14 protein-coding genes are annotated in these 16,744 nt (G+C 65.0%); 3 read left to right on the top strand and 11 right to left on the bottom strand.

Going from position 1 to position 16,744, the window contains the following annotated elements; all coding sequences use genetic code 11:
• Nucleotides 1-269 precede the first annotated feature (269 nt).
• Nucleotides 270-998: a maleate cis-trans isomerase family protein gene (locus VVD47_RS00770; RefSeq protein ID WP_327601491.1), complete on the top strand. Its 729-nt coding sequence runs from the start codon at nt 270-272 to the stop codon at nt 996-998.
• An 11-nt stretch (nt 999-1,009) separates the two neighbouring features.
• Nucleotides 1,010-2,425: a dihydropyrimidinase gene (hydA, locus tag VVD47_RS00765; protein ID WP_327601490.1), complete on the top strand. Its 1,416-nt coding sequence runs from the start codon at nt 1,010-1,012 to the stop codon at nt 2,423-2,425.
• A gap of 36 nt (nt 2,426-2,461) precedes the next feature.
• Here the strand turns inward: hydA and VVD47_RS00760 are convergent, their stop codons facing one another.
• Nucleotides 2,462-3,631, bottom strand: coding sequence for a M20 aminoacylase family protein (locus VVD47_RS00760; RefSeq protein WP_327601489.1), 1,170 nt, complete (start codon nt 3,629-3,631; stop codon nt 2,462-2,464).
• Nucleotides 3,632-3,882: 251 nt separating this feature from the next.
• Between VVD47_RS00760 and VVD47_RS00755 the strand changes: the two genes are divergently transcribed.
• Entirely contained in the window at nt 3,883-6,450 is a 2,568-nt protein-coding gene (locus VVD47_RS00755) for a sodium-translocating pyrophosphatase (protein ID WP_327601488.1), read from the top strand.
• Between the two features lie 72 nt (nt 6,451-6,522).
• Here VVD47_RS00755 and VVD47_RS00750 read toward each other — a convergent pair whose 3' ends face one another.
• Genes VVD47_RS00750 through ispC form a run of 10 tightly spaced genes read right to left on the bottom strand, consistent with a single transcriptional unit; the run spans nt 6,523 to nt 16,743 of the window.
• A complete protein-coding gene (locus VVD47_RS00750; RefSeq protein ID WP_327601487.1) occupies nt 6,523-7,311 on the bottom strand; it encodes a TrmH family RNA methyltransferase in 789 nt (262 codons plus the stop codon).
• 13 nt (nt 7,312-7,324) lie between these two features.
• A complete protein-coding gene (gene rnhB / locus VVD47_RS00745) occupies nt 7,325-7,903 on the bottom strand; it encodes a ribonuclease HII (protein ID WP_327601486.1) in 579 nt (192 codons plus the stop codon).
• Nucleotides 7,903-9,060 (bottom strand): lipid-A-disaccharide synthase, encoded by a 1,158-nt coding sequence (gene lpxB / locus VVD47_RS00740; protein WP_327601485.1) that lies wholly within the window; start codon nt 9,058-9,060, stop codon nt 7,903-7,905. Before lpxB ends, rnhB begins: the two co-directional genes overlap by 1 nt.
• A gap of 7 nt (nt 9,061-9,067) precedes the next feature.
• Nucleotides 9,068-9,838 carry an acyl-ACP--UDP-N-acetylglucosamine O-acyltransferase gene (gene lpxA, locus VVD47_RS00735; protein WP_327601484.1) on the bottom strand — a complete coding sequence of 257 codons (771 nt, stop codon included), beginning with the start codon at nt 9,836-9,838 and terminating at the stop codon, nt 9,068-9,070.
• 19 nt (nt 9,839-9,857) lie between these two features.
• Complete coding sequence (gene fabZ, locus VVD47_RS00730; protein ID WP_327603161.1) at nt 9,858-10,304, bottom strand: 3-hydroxyacyl-ACP dehydratase FabZ; 447 nt, start codon at nt 10,302-10,304, stop codon at nt 9,858-9,860.
• Nucleotides 10,305-10,321: 17 nt separating this feature from the next.
• Entirely contained in the window at nt 10,322-11,359 is a 1,038-nt protein-coding gene (gene lpxD / locus VVD47_RS00725) for a UDP-3-O-(3-hydroxymyristoyl)glucosamine N-acyltransferase (protein ID WP_327601483.1), read from the bottom strand.
• A gap of 8 nt (nt 11,360-11,367) precedes the next feature.
• Nucleotides 11,368-11,874, bottom strand: a complete 507-nt coding sequence (locus VVD47_RS00720) for an OmpH family outer membrane protein (RefSeq protein WP_443080953.1) — start codon at nt 11,872-11,874, stop codon at nt 11,368-11,370.
• 18 nt (nt 11,875-11,892) lie between these two features.
• Nucleotides 11,893-14,193, bottom strand: a complete 2,301-nt coding sequence (gene bamA, locus VVD47_RS00715; protein ID WP_327601481.1) for an outer membrane protein assembly factor BamA — start codon at nt 14,191-14,193, stop codon at nt 11,893-11,895.
• Nucleotides 14,194-14,197: 4 nt separating this feature from the next.
• A complete protein-coding gene (gene rseP / locus VVD47_RS00710) occupies nt 14,198-15,562 on the bottom strand; it encodes an RIP metalloprotease RseP (RefSeq protein WP_327601480.1) in 1,365 nt (454 codons plus the stop codon).
• Nucleotides 15,559-16,743, bottom strand: a complete 1,185-nt coding sequence (ispC, locus tag VVD47_RS00705) for a 1-deoxy-D-xylulose-5-phosphate reductoisomerase (RefSeq protein ID WP_327601479.1) — start codon at nt 16,741-16,743, stop codon at nt 15,559-15,561. Before ispC ends, rseP begins: the two co-directional genes overlap by 4 nt.
• Nucleotide 16,744: the final 1 nt, after the last annotated feature.

The following is a 16,744-nucleotide window of genomic DNA, read 5'->3' as shown; positions in this document are numbered from 1 at the left end:
GACATTGACGGCGCCCATGCCCTCCTAATTTAGGGCTGACCCCAACTATTCCACGCATTTCCACGCTTTTTCCGTCGGCTGGCGACGAAAGGCTTGCGGGCGGCCACGCTGCGGCAAGCGTCGGTCCTGTGACGGATGCAGAACCGCCCGCGAGGTTTCCCAGTTTTTTCGTATACCCGGACTGTGGCGGCACATCACTGCGCGCACGGCGCGGCTGCTTAAATGGCCCTTGGCCTCACGCAGCGACCAACGACGGTTGGCTCCACACCATGACTCGACGCACCCTGCTGGGCATCCTCACGCCCTCCTCCAATACCTCGCTCGAACCGCTGACCAGCGCCCTGTGCGCTGCCGCTCCCGGCGTGTCGGCGCACTTCGCCCGCTTCCCCGTCACGGAGATCTCGCTCAAGCCCCAGGCGCTGGGCCAGTTCGACGACGACAAGATCCTCGGCGCCGCGCGCCTGCTGGCCGACGCCAAGGTGCAATGCATCGGCTGGAGCGGCACCTCCTCCGGCTGGCTGGGCCTGGAGGCGGACCGCGTGCTGTGCCAGCGCATCGAGGACGCGACCGGTATCCCCGCCACCACCTCCACGCTGGCGCTGGCCGAGATCATGAAGAAGACCAACGCGAAGACGCTCGGCCTGGTCACGCCCTACCTCGACGACGTGCAGGCAAAGATCGTCGACAACTTCGGCAGCGAAGGCATGGCGTGCATCGCCGAACGCCACCTCGGCATCAGCGTGAACTTCGATTTCTCCGAAGTGACGGCGGCCCAGCTCGGCGCCATGGTCGGCGAAGTCGCGACGCAAAAGCCGGACGCCATCACCACCTTCTGCACCAACCTGCGTGCCGCGCACCTCGTGGCGGGTTGGGAAGCGGCGCACGGCATTCCGGTCTACGACACCGTCAGCACCGTGGTGTGGAAGATGCTGCGGTTGCTGGACTACGACACACGCCAGATCTCCGGCTGGGGCCGCCTGTTCAGCGACGTGAAATAAGAGGCGCGGCGATGGGCTACGACCTGGTGATCCGCAACGCACGCTGTGCAACGGCGTCGGACGTGTTCGACGCCGACATCGGCATCGTCGACGGACGCATCGCGGCGCTCGGTGCCAATCTCGCCGCCGGGCGCAGCGAGATCGACGCCGCGGGGCGCTATGTGCTGCCGGGCGGCGTCGATGCTCACTGTCATCTCGACCAGCCGATGACCGACGGCTCGACGATGGCCGACGACTTCGAGACCGGCACCCGCTCCGCAGCCTGCGGCGGCACCACGACGGTGATTCCTTTCGCGTGCCAGATGAAGGGCGACACCTTGCGCGCCGCGGTCGAGGACTACCACCAGCGGGCCAGCGGCCGCGCAAGCATCGACTACGCCTTCCACCTGATCGTCAGCGACCCGACGCAGGCAGTGCTGGAAGAAGAGCTTCCCGCCCTGATCCGCGAGGGCTACACCTCGTTCAAGATCTACATGACCTACGACGACCTCAAGCTCGATGATCGCCAGATCCTCGACGTGCTGAGCGTCGCGCGTGCCGAAGGCGCGATGGTCATGGTGCATGCGGAGAACACCGACTGCATCGCCTGGCTGACCGAGCGACTCGTGAAGGCCGGCAACACCGCGCCCCGCTTCCATGCGGATGCACGCCCGATGCTGGTGGAACGCGAGGCCACCCACCGCGCCATCGCGCTGGCGGAGCTGGTCGACGTGCCCATCCTGATCGTGCACGTGTCCGGCCGCGAAGCCGTGGAGCAGATCCGCTGGGCGCAATCACTGGGCCTGCAGATCCACGCGGAGACCTGTCCGCAGTACCTCTTCCTCACCAGCAGCAACCTGGACGCGACGGAGCACGACGGCCTGCACGGCGCCAAGTGCATCTGCAGTCCGCCCCCGCGCGACAAGGCCAACCAGGAGGTGATCTGGCAGGCGCTCGCCGGTGGCGTGTTCCGCGTGTTCTCGTCCGACCACGCGCCCTTCCGTTATGAAGGCAATGACGGCAAGAAAGTGGGCGGCTGCCACGCCTCCTTCGCCGAGATTCCCAACGGTATCCCGGGACTGGAAACGCGCCTGCCGCTGTTGTTCTCGGCCGGCGTGCTGGACGGGCGTATCGACATCTGCCAGTTCGTCGCGCTGACCTCGACCAACGCCGCCAAGACCTACGGCCTGTATCCGCGCAAGGGCAGCATTGCCATCGGTGCGGATGCCGACCTGGTCATCTGGGACACGCAGACGCCGCGCACGATCCGCAACGCGGACCTGCACCACGACGTGGACTACACGCCCTACGAGGGAATCGAAGTGCGCGCCTGGCCGGCTGTCACCCTGTCACGCGGCGAAGTCGTGTGGCGCGACGGGGATTACCTGGGCAAGCCGGGCATGGGCCGTTTCCTGCCCTGCGACAAGCCCTGGGCGGGGCCGCGCTAGCTCGCTCACCCACAGGAACCGTTCTGTCACAGCGCCTCAGGCAGGCGGGCACCAGGCCTGGACGAGCTTGACCCAGTAACTCGCGCCCAGGGTCAGGATCTCGTCGTTGAAGTCGTAGCGGGCGTTGTGCAGCATGCAACCGCCGGCCCCTGCGCCGTTGCCGATCCACACGTAGCAACCCGGCTTCTTCTCCAGGAAATAGGCGAAGTCCTCGGCGCCCATGCTGGGGCGGATCGCCCAGTCGACGCGGTCCGCGCCGATCATGCCGTGCAGGACATCGCGACAGAAAGCGGCCTCCGCGTCCGAGTTGACCGTGGGTGGATAGCCCTCGCGCCACACCATCTCGATCTGCAGGCCGAACGCCGCCGCCACGCCGTCGATGACCCGCTGCATGGATGCGCGCGTGGCCTTGCGAACTTCCGGCCGCAAGGTGCGCACCGTGCCGCACAGGTCTGCACGCGTGGGAATCGCGTTGTACGCCTCGCCAGCATGGAACTGCGTCACCGACAGCACCACCGCATCCAGCGGATCGGTACTGCGGGAGGCAATCGTCTGCAGGGCGGTGACGAGCTGGGCGCCGGCGATCACCGGGTCCAGCCCCTGCTGCGGCATGGCAGCGTGGGCACCGCGGCCGGTGATGGTGATGTCGAAGCGGTCCGCACTGGCCATCACCGGGCCGGGCGTGACACCGAAGCGGCCTGCCGGCATCTCCGGCCAGTTGTGCATGCCGAACACGGCGTCGACCGGAAAGCGCTCGAAGAGGCCATCGGCGATCATCGCCGGGGCGCCGCCCTCGCCTTCCTCGGCGGGCTGGAAGATGAACACCACGGTGCCATCGAAATCAGGATGCACGGCCAGGTGCTCGGCGGCGGCCAGCAACATCGTCGTATGCCCGTCGTGACCGCAGGCATGCATGCGGCCGGCATGCCGGGAGCGATGGGAGAACTCGTTGAGCTCGGTGATCGGCAGCGCATCCATGTCGGCACGCAGCGCAATCGCGCGCGGGCTGTTGCCACGGCGGATGACACCGACCACGCCGGTACGGCCGATGCCGGTGTGCGTCTCGATGCCGGCGGCGCGCAGGCGCTCGGCCACCAGCGCGGCGGTGCGGTGCTCGTCGAAAGCCAGTTCGGGGTGGGCGTGGATGTCGTGCCGGACGCGGACGATCTCGTCGCGACGGGACTCGAGGGCGGCAAGTGCGGACATGGCGCGACTCGTTTCGGGGTGGGTGAGAGGAGATTGTACACGCGCGAGGAGCAGGCCTTCCCGAGGCCTCCCCGACGCGCAAGCCTTGGGAAAGTGCCGGAATCGCATTGCAACAATGCGCGGCGTTTGCGCCGGGTCAACCCGCATCGCGGGATTCGGTACTGAAATGGTACTGCCCGGAGATTGCTTTCCTTTTTTCAGGCTGCGGGCGGCGCATTGACGACGATGCGCCCAACACGATGGAGGTTGTGATGAAACACCAAGAATCCGCAGCGGCATGTCCGACACGCGGACAGGCATCGAGACAAGGCGAGGAGCAAGCGCGCTCCCGCTGGCTGCGCGCTCCCCTCGCAGCACTGTTTTCCACCCTTGCCCTTCCCGCGCTTGCCAGTGGTGGCGAAGCGAATCTGGTCCTGCCCGATCTCGCCGACAAGACGCTGGCGACTTTCGGCGGCATGTCCGGCTGGAACCTGCTCGCGCTCGGCCTCATCGTCTGCCTGGCAGGCCTGGTCTTCGGCGCGCTGGTCTACAACAACCTCCGCAAGCTGCCCGTGCATCGCTCGATGGCCGAGATCTCCGAACTGATCTATGCCACCTGCAAGACCTACCTGCTGACCCAGGGCAAGTTCATCCTGGTGCTGGAGGCCTTCATCGCGCTGGCGATCATCGCCTACTTCGGCTGGATGCAGCACATGGCCGCCTTCGAGGTCGCGCTGATCCTGGCGTTCTCGCTGATCGGCATCGCCGGCTCCTACGGCGTGGCCTGGTTCGGCATCCGCATCAACACGCTGGCCAACAGCCGCACCGCCTTCGCGGCGCTCAAGGGTCGTGCCTTCCCCTGCTACGCGATCCCGATGAAGTCGGGCATCTCGATCGGCATGCTGCTCATCTCCACCGAGCTGCTGATCATGCTGGGCATCCTGCTGTTCATTCCGCCCGCGCTGGCCGGCAAGTGCTTCATCGGCTTCGCCATCGGCGAGTCGCTGGGTGCCGCGGCCCTGCGCATCGCAGGCGGCATCTTCACCAAGATCGCCGACATCGGCTCCGACCTGATGAAGATCGTCTTCAAGATCAAGGAAGACGATGCGCGCAACCCGGGCGTGATCGCCGACTGCGTGGGCGACAACGCCGGTGACTCGGTGGGCCCGACCGCCGACGGCTTCGAGACCTACGGCGTGACGGGCGTGGCGCTGGTCACCTTCATCATGCTGGCCGTGCCGGAAGCCGCCGTGCAGGTACAACTGCTGGTGTGGATCTTCGTCATGCGCGTGCTGATGATCGTCACCTCCGGTGCGTCGTACTTCATCAACGAGGCGATCGCCACCAAGCGCTTCGCCGGCCTGCGCAAGTTCGACTACGAGTCGCCGCTGACCTCGCTGGTGTGGATCACCTCCATCCTGTCGGTCGCCGTCACCTTCGTCATCTCGGACCTGCTGATCGGCAACATCCAGATTGCGGGCCAGACCTATCCGAACCTGTGGTGGCAACTGTCGCTGATCATCAGCTGCGGCACGCTGGCCGGCGCGATCATTCCGGAAGTGGTGAAGATCTTCACCTCCACCAACTCCGGTCACGTGCGCGAAGTGGTGAATTCCTCGCGCGAAGGCGGTGCCAGCCTCAACATCCTGTCGGGCCTGACTGCCGGCAACTTCTCCGCGTTCTGGATGGGCGTGGTGATCGTCGGCCTGATGACGGGCGCCTACGTGATCTCGCAACATGAACTCGCTGCGGTGATCAACCCGGACCCGGCCAAGGCCACGGTCATGGCCGCGGTGTTCGCCTTCGGTCTCGTGGCCTTCGGCTTCCTCGGCATGGGTCCGGTGACGATCGCGGTCGATTCCTACGGCCCGGTTACCGACAACGCCCAATCGGTGTATGAGCTGTCGACCATCGAAGCGATTCCGGACATCTCCAACGAGGTGAACCGCGACTTCGGCTTCCATCCCGACTTCGAAACCGCCAAGGACCTGCTGGAGGAAAACGACGGCGCCGGCAACACCTTCAAGGCCACTGCCAAGCCGGTGCTGATCGGTACCGCCGTGGTCGGCGCAGCGACGATGGTGTTCTCCATCATCATGCTGCTGACAGACGGCCTCACCGCGAACCTCGCCAAGCTGTCGCTATTGCATCCGCCCTTCCTGCTCGGCCTGATTTCCGGCGGCGCCACCATCTTCTGGTTCTCCGGTGCCAGCACGCAGGCGGTGTCGACCGGCGCCTACCGCGCGGTGGAGTACATCAAGCGCAACATGAAGCTGGATGGCAGCTCCCAGCGCGCCTCGGTGGAGGACAGCAGCAAGGTGGTGGAGATCTGCACGCAGTACGCACAGCGCGGCACCTTCAACATCTTCCTCGCCATCTTCTTCGGCACGCTGTGCACGGCCTTCGTGGAGCCCTTCTTCTTCATCGGCTACCTGATCTCGATCGCCATCATCGGCCTGTACCAGGCGGTGTTCATGGCGAACGCCGGCGGTGCCTGGGACAACGCCAAGAAAGTGGTGGAAACCGAACTGCGCGCCAAGGGCACCGACCTGCACGCAGCGGCCGTGGTCGGCGATACCGTGGGCGATCCGTTCAAGGACACCTGCTCGGTGGCGATGAACCCGGTCATCAAGTTCACCACGCTGTTCGGCCTGCTGGCCGTGGAGATGGCGGTCAGCCTGAACAACCAGGGCCTGCAGAACGTGACCTGGGCGCTGGCCACGATCTTCCTCGGCTTCTGCCTGGCCTTCGTGTATCGCAGCTTCTACGCGATGCGCATCGACTCGGGTGGCATCCAGGATGAGAGCGTGCGCAAGGTCGCTTCGTCCAATGCGAGCTGACGCTCGTCCTTCGTAATGAAAATGCCGGCGCAAGCCGGCATTTTCATTTCTGGCACCGCCCTGGCGGCCTGCTCATCCCTGGCGCCGCTGCCTGACCTGTTCGAACAGGCAAACGGCTGCCGCAGCCGCCACGTTCAGCGATTCGGCACCGCCGGGCATGGGAATGAAGACGCGACGTGTCGCCAGTGCTGCAAGAGCCGGTGACAGGCCGCGGCCTTCGGCACCGAACAGCCAGCACACGGGGCCACGCAGGTCGCAATCGAAAACGGTCTGTGCATCGTCTGCCAGGACGGTGGCCAGGCGCGCACCCGCAAACGCGGCGATCTGTGCCGACAGGTCCACGCGTTCGCGGATACCCAGCAGGAAGTGAGCCCCCATGCCTGCGCGCAGGACTTTCGGTGACCACGCCTGTGCGCAGCCTTCGCCCAGCCATGCATGACGGATGCCCGCCGCCGCCGCCGTGCGCAACAAGGTGCCGAGATTGCCGGCATCCTGCACGCCTTCCAGCGCGATCACATCCACCAGCGCCCCGTCATCGCCGGACGCATCCGGAATCACGATCTCGGCCAGCACACCGGTCGGCGCGTCGACAGGGCTCAGTACCTTGAACAAATTGGGCGGCAGGCTGATGGCCGGTACGCCGGCATCTGCGCAGCGTTGCTGCAGGGCGGCCAGTTCGGTGTCCAGCGGCGCGTCCACCCACGCCGTCATGGTCGGGGCGACGCCGGCATCCAGCGCGGCGCGCAACAGATGGGCGCCGTCGATGACAGTGCGGCCCTGCTCGCGGCGGTAACGCGCTTCTTCAGCCAGTGCCCTCAGGTGGCGGAACGTCGGATTGTCGCGTGAGCTGAGGTGCTTCATGCCCGCCCGCCGCTCAGAACAGGCGGGCCTGGTCGACGATCGCGCGCACGGGCGCGAAGCTGCGACGATGCTCGTCGATCACGCCATGCAGTTCGATGGCCGCCAGATGCTCGGGGGTCGGATAGCCCTTGTGGCGCGCGAAACCGTACTGCGGGTAACGCGCATCCAGCGATACCAGCAGGCGATCGCGGTGTTCCTTCGCAAGGATGGACGCGGCCGAGATGGCCGGCTCCAGTGCGTCGCCCTGCACGATCGCGCGCGCCGGCATCAGCAGGCCGACCGGAATGCGGTTGCCGTCCACCAGCACCTCGGCAGGTATCGTCGCAAGGGCTTCCACCGCACGACGCATCGCCAGCATGCTGGCGTGCAGGATGTTGAGCGTGTCGATCTCGGCGACCGTCGCCTCCGCCACCGCCCAGGCCAGCGCATGGCTGCGGATCTGCTCCTCCAGCCGTGCCCGGGCGCGCGGAGTCAGCTGCTTGGAATCGTTCAACCCGCTGATGGGACGGGCGGGATCGAGGATGACCGCGGCGGCGACCACCGGCCCGCACAGCGGCCCGCGCCCCGCTTCATCGACGCCACAGACATGCATCAGTGCCTCCCGCCCGCCGCGATCAGCGGCAGCAAGGCTTCGGCAGCGCGCTCGGCCGTGTTCTGGCGCAGGGCGAGATGCATCTCGGTAAAGCCTTCCACCAGATGCTCCACCGCTTCGCGATCGTTCAGCCAGCGCTCGACAGCGTCGGCGAGCGCGGCTGGCTTCACGTCGTCCTGCTCGAACTCCGGCACGACGAAACGCCCGGCGAGGATATTCGGCAGCGAGAAGTACGGCAGGTACACCATGCGCTTCACGATGCGGTAGGTCATGTCGGCCACCCGATAGGCCACCACCATGGGACGCTTGAGCAAGGCGGCTTCCAGCGCTGCCGTCCCACTTGCCAGCAGGACGACGTCGCTGGCGATCATGGCCTCGTGCGAGTGGCCGAACAGCAGGCGGATCGGCAACTCGCCGGCATTGCGCCGGGCCATCGCCTCCTCGAAAACCTGACGTGTCTCGCGCGTCACCAACGGCACCAGGAACTTGATGTCGGGGCGACGTTCAGCCAGCAGGCGCGCCGCTTCGATGAAGTCGTCCGCGAGGCGGGACACTTCGCCGACGCGGCTGCCCGGCATCATCGTCACGACGCATGTGCCCTGCTTCAGTTGCAGTTGTTCACGGGCCGCGTCGCGATCCGGCTGCAGGGGGAATTCGTCCGCCAGCGGATGGCCGACGAAACTTGCGGGAATATTGTGGCGTGTGTACAGCTCGGGCTCGAAGGGGAACAGGCACAGCACGTGGTCCGCCGCCTTGCCGATGCCATGCACGCGGCCACCGCGCCAGGCCCAGATCGATGGACTGACGAAGTGGGCGGTACGGATTCCCGACTTGCGCAGGCGCTGTTCCAGGCCGAGATTGAAATCCGGCGCATCGATGCCGATGAAGAGGTCCGGCGGATCCGCCTTGAGCCGCTTGATCAGGTCGGAGCGGATGCCCCACAACTCGCGATAGCGACGCAGCACTTCCACCAGGCCCATGACGGCGAGGCGCTCGCTAGGCCACCAGGATTCGAAGCCTTCGGCCTCCATCCTGGGGCCGCCGATCCCGACACATTCCAGATCGGGGTAGTGAACACGCAAGGCACGGATGAGGTGCGCAGCCAGCAGATCTCCCGAGGCCTCGCCTGCGACCATGGCGATACGCACTTTCGCCATGGTGCGCTCAGCGGATGATGCCGCGCTTCGAGGCTGCCAGGAAATCGCGCATCACCTGCAGCTCCGGCGTTTCGTCGGCCATGGCTGCAATGGTTTCGCGGGCCTGTTCAAGCGTGAGGTTCTGGCGGTAGATGGCCTTGTAGGCACGTTTGATCTGCGCGATGGCCTCCGCCGAAAAACCGCGCCGACGCAACCCCTCGCTGTTGATGCCGTGCGGCGTCGTCGGATTGCCGGCATGCATCACGTAGGGCGGCACGTCCTGGGTGATGATCGCCCCACCGCCGGCCATGCTGTGGGCACCGATCACGCAGAACTGGTGGACTGCCGCCATGCCGCCAAGGATCACGTAATCGCCAAGGTGGATATGGCCACCCAGGGTCACGTTGTTGGCCATGATGGTTTCGTTGCCCACCTGGCAATCATGGCCGATGTGCACCGACGCCATGAACCAGTTGTCATTGCCGATACGGGTGACGCCCACGTCCTGCGCGGTACCGATATTGAAGTTGCAGTACTCGCGGATGGTGTTGCGGTCGCCGATCTCCAGCCGCGTCGGCTCGCCGGCGTACTTCTTGTCCTGCGGAATCTCGCCCAGCGAGACGAACTGGAAGATGCGGTTGTCGCGGCCGATCTTCGTATGGCCCTTGATGACCACGTGCGGTCCGACGACCGTGCCCTCGCCGATCTCGACGTGCTCGCCGATGACGCTGAAAGGACCGATCTCGACACGCTCGCCGATCTTCGCCCCGGGGTGGACCAGGGCGGCGGGATGAATCATGGATGCACTCACTTGCCGCTCACTTCCCCGACTTGCCCGGACGGATCGCGCACATCAGCTCGGCTTCGACCGCCAGCTCACCATCGACACTCGCCGTACCCTTGTACTTCCAGATGCCACGCATGTTGCGCTCGATGAACATCTCGTAGCGCAGCTGGTCACCCGGCACCACCGGGCGCTTGAAGCGCGCGTTGTCGATGCCGGCGAACAGCAGTTGCGAATCGGAATCCGGGGTCACTGCAGCGGTCTTGAACGACAGCATCGCCGCCGCCTGTGCCATGCCTTCCAGGATCAGCACGCCCGGCATCACCGGCATGTGCGGGAAGTGTCCGTTGAAGAACTCTTCGTTGATGGTGACGTTCTTGATGGCGATGACGCGCTTGCCCAGTTCCATCTCGACCACGCGGTCGATCAGGAGGAAGGGGTAGCGGTGCGGCAGGTAGTTCTTGATCTCGAGGATGTCGATCACGCTCACGTCTTGGCTCACGTCTTGTTTTCCAGTTCTTTCAGGCGTTTTTCAAGTTTTTTGATGCGCTCGGCCATCTTGTCGAGGTTGTGTACGTACGCTGCATTGCGCAACCATTCGGCGTGGGGCTGGGTGGAGATCACGGACGAGTATGCGCCCTTCTCGACGAGGCTCTTCGTGACGCTCGCGTGCCCCGTCACCGTGATGTCGTCACCAATCTCCACATGCCCCGCCACGCCAGACGCACCACCGATGATGACGCGACGGCCGATGCGCGTGCTGCCAGCGATGCCGACCAGCGCGGCGATCGCAGAGTCCTGTCCGATACGGCAGTTATGGGCGATGTGGACGAGGTTGTCCAGCTTCGCGCCGTTCTCGATCACCGTGTCATCGAGCGCACCGCGGTCGATACAGGCATTGGCACCTATTTCGACGTCATCGCCGACCAGCACCCGGCCGATCTGCGGAATCTTTTCCCAGCTGCCGTCGCGACGCTTGGCGATGCCGAAGCCATCCGATCCGATCACCGCGCCCGAATGCAGGATGCAACGTTCGCCAACCTCGCAAGCGTGCTTCAGCACGACGCGCGAGTGGATGAAGGTACCCGCACCGATCCTGCAACCACGCTCGATCACGCAGCCGGGGCCGATCACGACACCGGCACCGATCACGCAGTCTTCGTCGACGAAGGCCTGCGCGGCGACGCTGGCATCCGGCGACAGCGGGCTCAGCACGACGGCGGAAGGATGAACACCTGGCGCCGGCACGGGCAGCGGGTTGAGCAGTTGCGATACGCGGGCGAAGTACAGGTACGGATCATCGACGACGATGCGGGTACCCGCCCAGGCATCCGCCAGCTTGCGCGGCAGGATGACGGCGCCGGCTTGTGTGTCGTCCAGCGCCTTCAGGTACTTGTCGCTGACGATAAAGCCGATTTCGCGCGGGGTGGCGCGCTCCAGCGGCGCGACCTGGTCGATGACGACGTCGCCGTCCCCGATCAGTTCTCCTCCCAGGGCCTCGACGATGGCGCGGGCGGACGATGCATGTCGACTCATCGGAAACCTCAGCGCGCGGGCGCGTCCGCCAGGACCTTGATGACCTTGTCCGTGATGTCGATGCGCGGGCTGTGATGGACGGCATCCTGCACGATCAGATCGTACTTCTCGGCCTTGGCAACATCGCGGATCGCCTGGTTGGCGCGCTCCAGCACGGCAGCCAGCTCCTCGTTCTGCCGCTGGCTGCGGTCCTCACGGTACTCGCGCTGCTTGCGCGTCACCTCGCGGCTCAGATCGGCGAATTCACGCTCACGCTGCTTGCGTTCGGTCTCGTTCATCGTGAGATTGTTCTTCTCGAGATACTCCTGCAACGTGCGTTGCTGCTTCTCCAGGTTGCGGAGTTCGGTCTCGCGCTTCTCGAATTCGCGCTCGAGTTTCTTCAGGGCACGCTGCGCGGGGGCCGACTCGCGCATGACCCGGTCGGCATTGACGAACCCGATCTTGATATCGGTCTGCGCCGTGGCCGCGGTCGACAGCCAGGCACCGCAGAGTAGGACCAGCAAACGGACCAGCAAACGCTTCATCGCAGACTCCTAGAACACCTGGCCGATCTGGAACTGGAAGCGACGGACTTCGTCGCCATCCCGTTTGTTGATCGGGAAACCATAGCTGAACTTCATCGGACCGAGCGGCGAAACCCAGGTCAGGGCCAGACCCGTACTGAAACGCATCGGGCCCGAACTCGTCGTGGTGGAGTCGGTATCCCACACTTGGCCACCGTCGAAGAATGCCGACAGCCGCGTGGTCTTGCTGTTCTCCTTCATGCCCGGGAACGGGAACAGCAATTCCGCGCCGGTCAGGACCCTGCGCGTACCGCCGATGGCCTCGTACTGGCCCGTTGTGGTGTTGAGCACGCGCGGACCCAGCGAGTTGTCGCCGTAGCCCCGCACCGACCCGATACCCCCGCCATAGTAGTTCTTGAAGAAGGGGTAGGAGTTGCCACCGTAGGCCACGCCATACGAGAAGTCCGCGTTGAGCAGCAACGTGAACGTGTCGCTCATCGCGAAGAACCGCTGCCACTGGTAACTGGCACGCGTGTAGCGCATCTCGGCAGGCGGGATGGCCACGTCCACCGATACCCGCTGGTACAGGCCGGTAGTCGGATAGAGGACGCTGTCGCGGCGGTCATCGGCCCACGTGAGGTTGGTGAGCAAGGTGGTGGACAGCTCACCGAACTCCTGCACATGGCGGATGTACTGCGGCGGGCTGTCCGGCAGCGTTTCGATGCGCGTGTGGTCGAACGACAGCCCCAGGCGCACCGACTGGTCTTCCGAGATCGGCAGGCCGAAGCGGATGCCTGCGCCAGTGGCTTCCGACTTGTACTTGGCGACGACGTCCAGCGAGGTCGGATCCACCCTGCGGTTGTACACGTCGAAACCACCGCTGACGCCATCTGCCGTCAGGTACGGATTGGTGAATGACGCCGAGATGTTGCGGTTCACCTTGCCCGTGGAGCCCTGGACCGCCAGCGAATTGCCGGAACCGAAGACGTTGTCCTGCGAGATGCCCACCTGCAGCACGAACTTTTCGGTCTGCGAGTAACCCGCACCCAAGGTGATGTTGCCGGTCGGCTTTTCCTTCACCTCGACATTCAGGTCGACGAGATCGGTCTGGTTCGGTACCGGCACGGTCTCGATGGAGACATCCTCGAAATAACCGGTGCGGGTCAGACGCTCCTTGGAGCGTTCGACCAGGGTACGGTCGAACCAGGCGCTTTCAGGCTGGCGGAATTCGCGGCGGATCACCACGTCGCGGGTCTTGGAGTTGCCGACGATGTTGATGCGGTTCACATACGCCCGGCGGCCCGGATCGATGTAGAAGGTCAGCGCGACTTCGCGCTTGGCCTGGTCGACTTCCGGCGCGGCGTTGACGTTGGCGAAGGCATAGCCCTCGTTACCCAGACGATCGCTGATCTTGCGCGAGGTGTCGTTGAGGTTCTGGCGCGAGAATATCTCGCCAGGCTTGATCTGCACGAGTGCCTTCAGTTCGGCCTCAGGCACCAGCATCTCTCCCGCCAGGCGCACGGAAGACACCTTGTACTGCTCGCCTTCCTTGATCGCCAGCGTGATGTACACGTCCTTCTTGTCCGGCGTGATCGACACCTGGGTGGACTCGAACGCGAAGTCCAGGTAACCGCGGTTCAGGTAGTAGGACTTGATGGTTTCCTGGTCGGCCAGCAGCTTGACCTTGGAATACTGGTCGTCCTTGGTGAACCACGACAGCCAGCCGGTGGTCGTCTGCGACATGAGGTCGAGCAGACGGCTCTCGCTGAACACCTTGGCACCGATGACCCGCACTTCCTTGATGCGGGCCGCCTCGCCTTCCTCGATCTCGAAGTTCACCGCCACCCGGTTGCGCTCCAGCGGCGACACCGTCGTGCGGATGCGGACGGCATAGAAGCTGCGCGTCAGGTAGAGGCGCTTGAGTTCCTGCTCGGCGCGTTCCAGCGTGGAGCGGTCGAAGATGCGCGACTCGGAAATGCCGGCATCCTTGAGGCCCTTGCGCAATGCAGCCTCGTCAAACTCCTTGTTGCCGGAGAACGCGAGCTGCGCAATGGCCGGACGTTCGTCGACCGACACGACGATGGTGTCGCCGTCGGCCTCGATGCGCACATCCTTGAAGAAGCCGGTGGCGTACAAGGCCTTCACGGCGGCAGCCACGCTCTCGTCGGTGACCGTATCGCCGATCTTGATCGGCAGATAGCTGAAGACGGTGCCCGCCTCCGTGCGCTGGATACCATCTACCTTGATGTCCTTCACCACGAAGGGGGTGAAGCCATGCGCGAGCGAGCCGAATGCCGCCATGACGGCAGCAGCCAGAATCTTGAGTTTCATGTGTTCAGCCGGGAAGCAGGCGATTGATGTCGTTGAACAGGGCCAGCATCGACAGCAGCACCAGCAGGGTCAGACCCAGGCGCTGGCCTGCTTCCATCACGCGTTCGGACAGCGGACGCCCCCTGACAAATTCGGCCACATAATACAGTAAGTGCCCCCCGTCCAGCACCGGCACGGGCAGCAGGTTGAGCACGCCCAGGCTGATGCTGACCAGCGCCAGGAAACGCAGGTAGTGCTCCACGCCCATGCGGGCTGTCTGGCCCGCGTAGTCGGCGATGGTCACCGGACCACTGACGTTCTTCAGCGAGACGACGCCGGTGATCATGCGGTACATCACCTTCAGCGTGAAGATCGATGTCTCGGCAGTCTGCTCGATCGACCGGACAAAGCCTTCAGCTACGCCGTAGCGCATGGTGATCAGGTGACGCTGCAGCAGTTCCGGATCCTGCTGCACTTCGACCCCGAGGCGACCCCGCGAGCCGGACTGATCATTCACGGTTTCCGGCTGCACTACCATCTCCAGGCGTCCGGCTCCGCGCTGGATGACCAGTCGCGTGTCCTGCCCGCCCCGCTTGGCAATGTATGTCGCGAACCCGCGCCAGTCCTCCACCGGCTGACCATCGACTTCGATGAAGCGGTCACCTGGCTGCAGGCCCGCGCGCTCTGCAGGCCCGCCCGGCATCGTGCGCCCCACGACGGCAGGCAAGGGCGGCAATCCGACGGTAAGGCCCAGCTGTGCCAACGCATCGGGCGCGCCGTCGTCGATCTTCACGTCCGCCAGATCGATCTGGCGAACTTCACGCGCGCCACGCGGTGTGGATACCTCCACCTCTACGCGCTTGCGGTCGATGGCGTGGTCGATGATGACCCAGCGCAGATCCGAGGCCGTATCGATCGTTTCGCCGGCCACGCGTTCGATGCGATCCCCCACCACCAGCCCGGCACGCGCAGCCACCGAGTCCGCGGACACGGCACCCACCACCGGTGCAAGCTCCTGGCTGCCGTGCAAGAACACGCCCCAGTAGATGAGGATGGCCAGCAGGAAATTGGCCACGGGGCCAGCCAGCACGATGATGGAGCGCTTGCCAAGCGACTGGCGGTTGAAAGCGCGATGGCGCTCCGCCGGCGGCACCGCCTCTTCGCGCTCGTCCAGCATCTTCACGTAGCCACCCAGCGGTATCGCGGACAGCGCCCATTCAGTGCGGTCCGGCCCGATCTGGCGGGCAAAGATGCGGGGGCCGAAGCCCAGCGAAAAGCGCAGCACCTTTACGCCGCAAAGACGCGCGGCGAGATAGTGGCCGTACTCGTGGACGGCGATCAGGATGGCCAGTGCGACCAGGAACCACCAGATGTAATGCAGGATGCTCATTGCTGTCGTGAGACGATTTCCGCCCGGGCAAGTTCGCGCGCCGAGGCATCGGCAAACAGCGCGTCTTCAAGTACCGCCACCGGGCGACGCACGCTGCGCGCCAGCACGGACTCCACGACCGCCGCGATACCGGTGAATCCGAGGCGCCCCTCCAGGAACGCGGCCACCGCCTCCTCGTTCGCCGCGTTGAGCACTGCGCAAGCGTCTCCGCCCGCCTGTAGCGCATCGAATGCCAGGCGCAGGCAGGGAAAACGCTGCAGGTCGGGCTCTTCGAAACTGAGCTTGCCCACCTTCGCGAGATTGAGCCGCTCCACGCCGGAGGCGATACGTTCCGGCCAGGCCATGGCATGTGCGATCGGCGTGCGCATGTCCGGGTTGCCCAGCTGCGCAATGACCGAGCCGTCCACGTACTCCACCATCGAATGGATGACGCTTTCCGGGTGGATCAACACGCCGATGCGTCCGGGTTCGACACCGAACAGCCAGCGTGCCTCGATGACCTCCAGCCCCTTGTTCATCATCGAGGCGGAGTCCACCGAAATCTTGCGGCCCATCACCCAGTTGGGGTGGGCGCAAGCTTGCGTCGGCGTCATGCCGTCGAGCTGCTCGACCGGCGTGCATCGGAACGGCCCACCGGAAGCCGTCAACACCAGACGACTGACACCGCAATCCTGCAGGCCGTAGTCGAAGCCCGTGGGCAGCGACTGGAACAGCGCATTGTGCTCGCTATCGATCGGCAGCAAGGTGGCGCCTGCCTTGCACACCGCGTCCATGAAGAGGCTGCCGGCCAGTACCAGCGACTCCTTGTTGGCAAGCAACACCCTTTTGCCCGCCTGCGCGGCAGCGAGGGAGGACTCCAGCCCGGCCGCGCCGACGATCGCCGCCATCACGGCAGTTACTTCGGCGGCTTCAGCCACCTCGACCAGCGCCTTGCGTCCAACCAGGATGTCTGTGCGACTTGCCGGCCCCAGGCGACTGCGCAGATCGGCAGCCAGCGCGTCGTCCGCCACCACCGCATAGCGCGGCTGGAACTGCTGGCACTGCTGGGCCAGTCGCTCGATCTGGCGATTGCCGGTGAGGGCAAAGACTTCGAAGCGTTCCGGATGACGGGCCACCACGTCCAGCGTGCTGACGCCGATGGAGCCGGTGGCGCCCAGAACGGTGAGAACCTGTTTCGACATG

It is taken from the genome of Uliginosibacterium sp. H1 (genome assembly GCF_036017065.1).
GTDB lineage: Bacteria > Pseudomonadota > Gammaproteobacteria > Burkholderiales > Rhodocyclaceae > Uliginosibacterium.
This window is presented reverse-complemented; position numbering and strand designations above follow the sequence as displayed.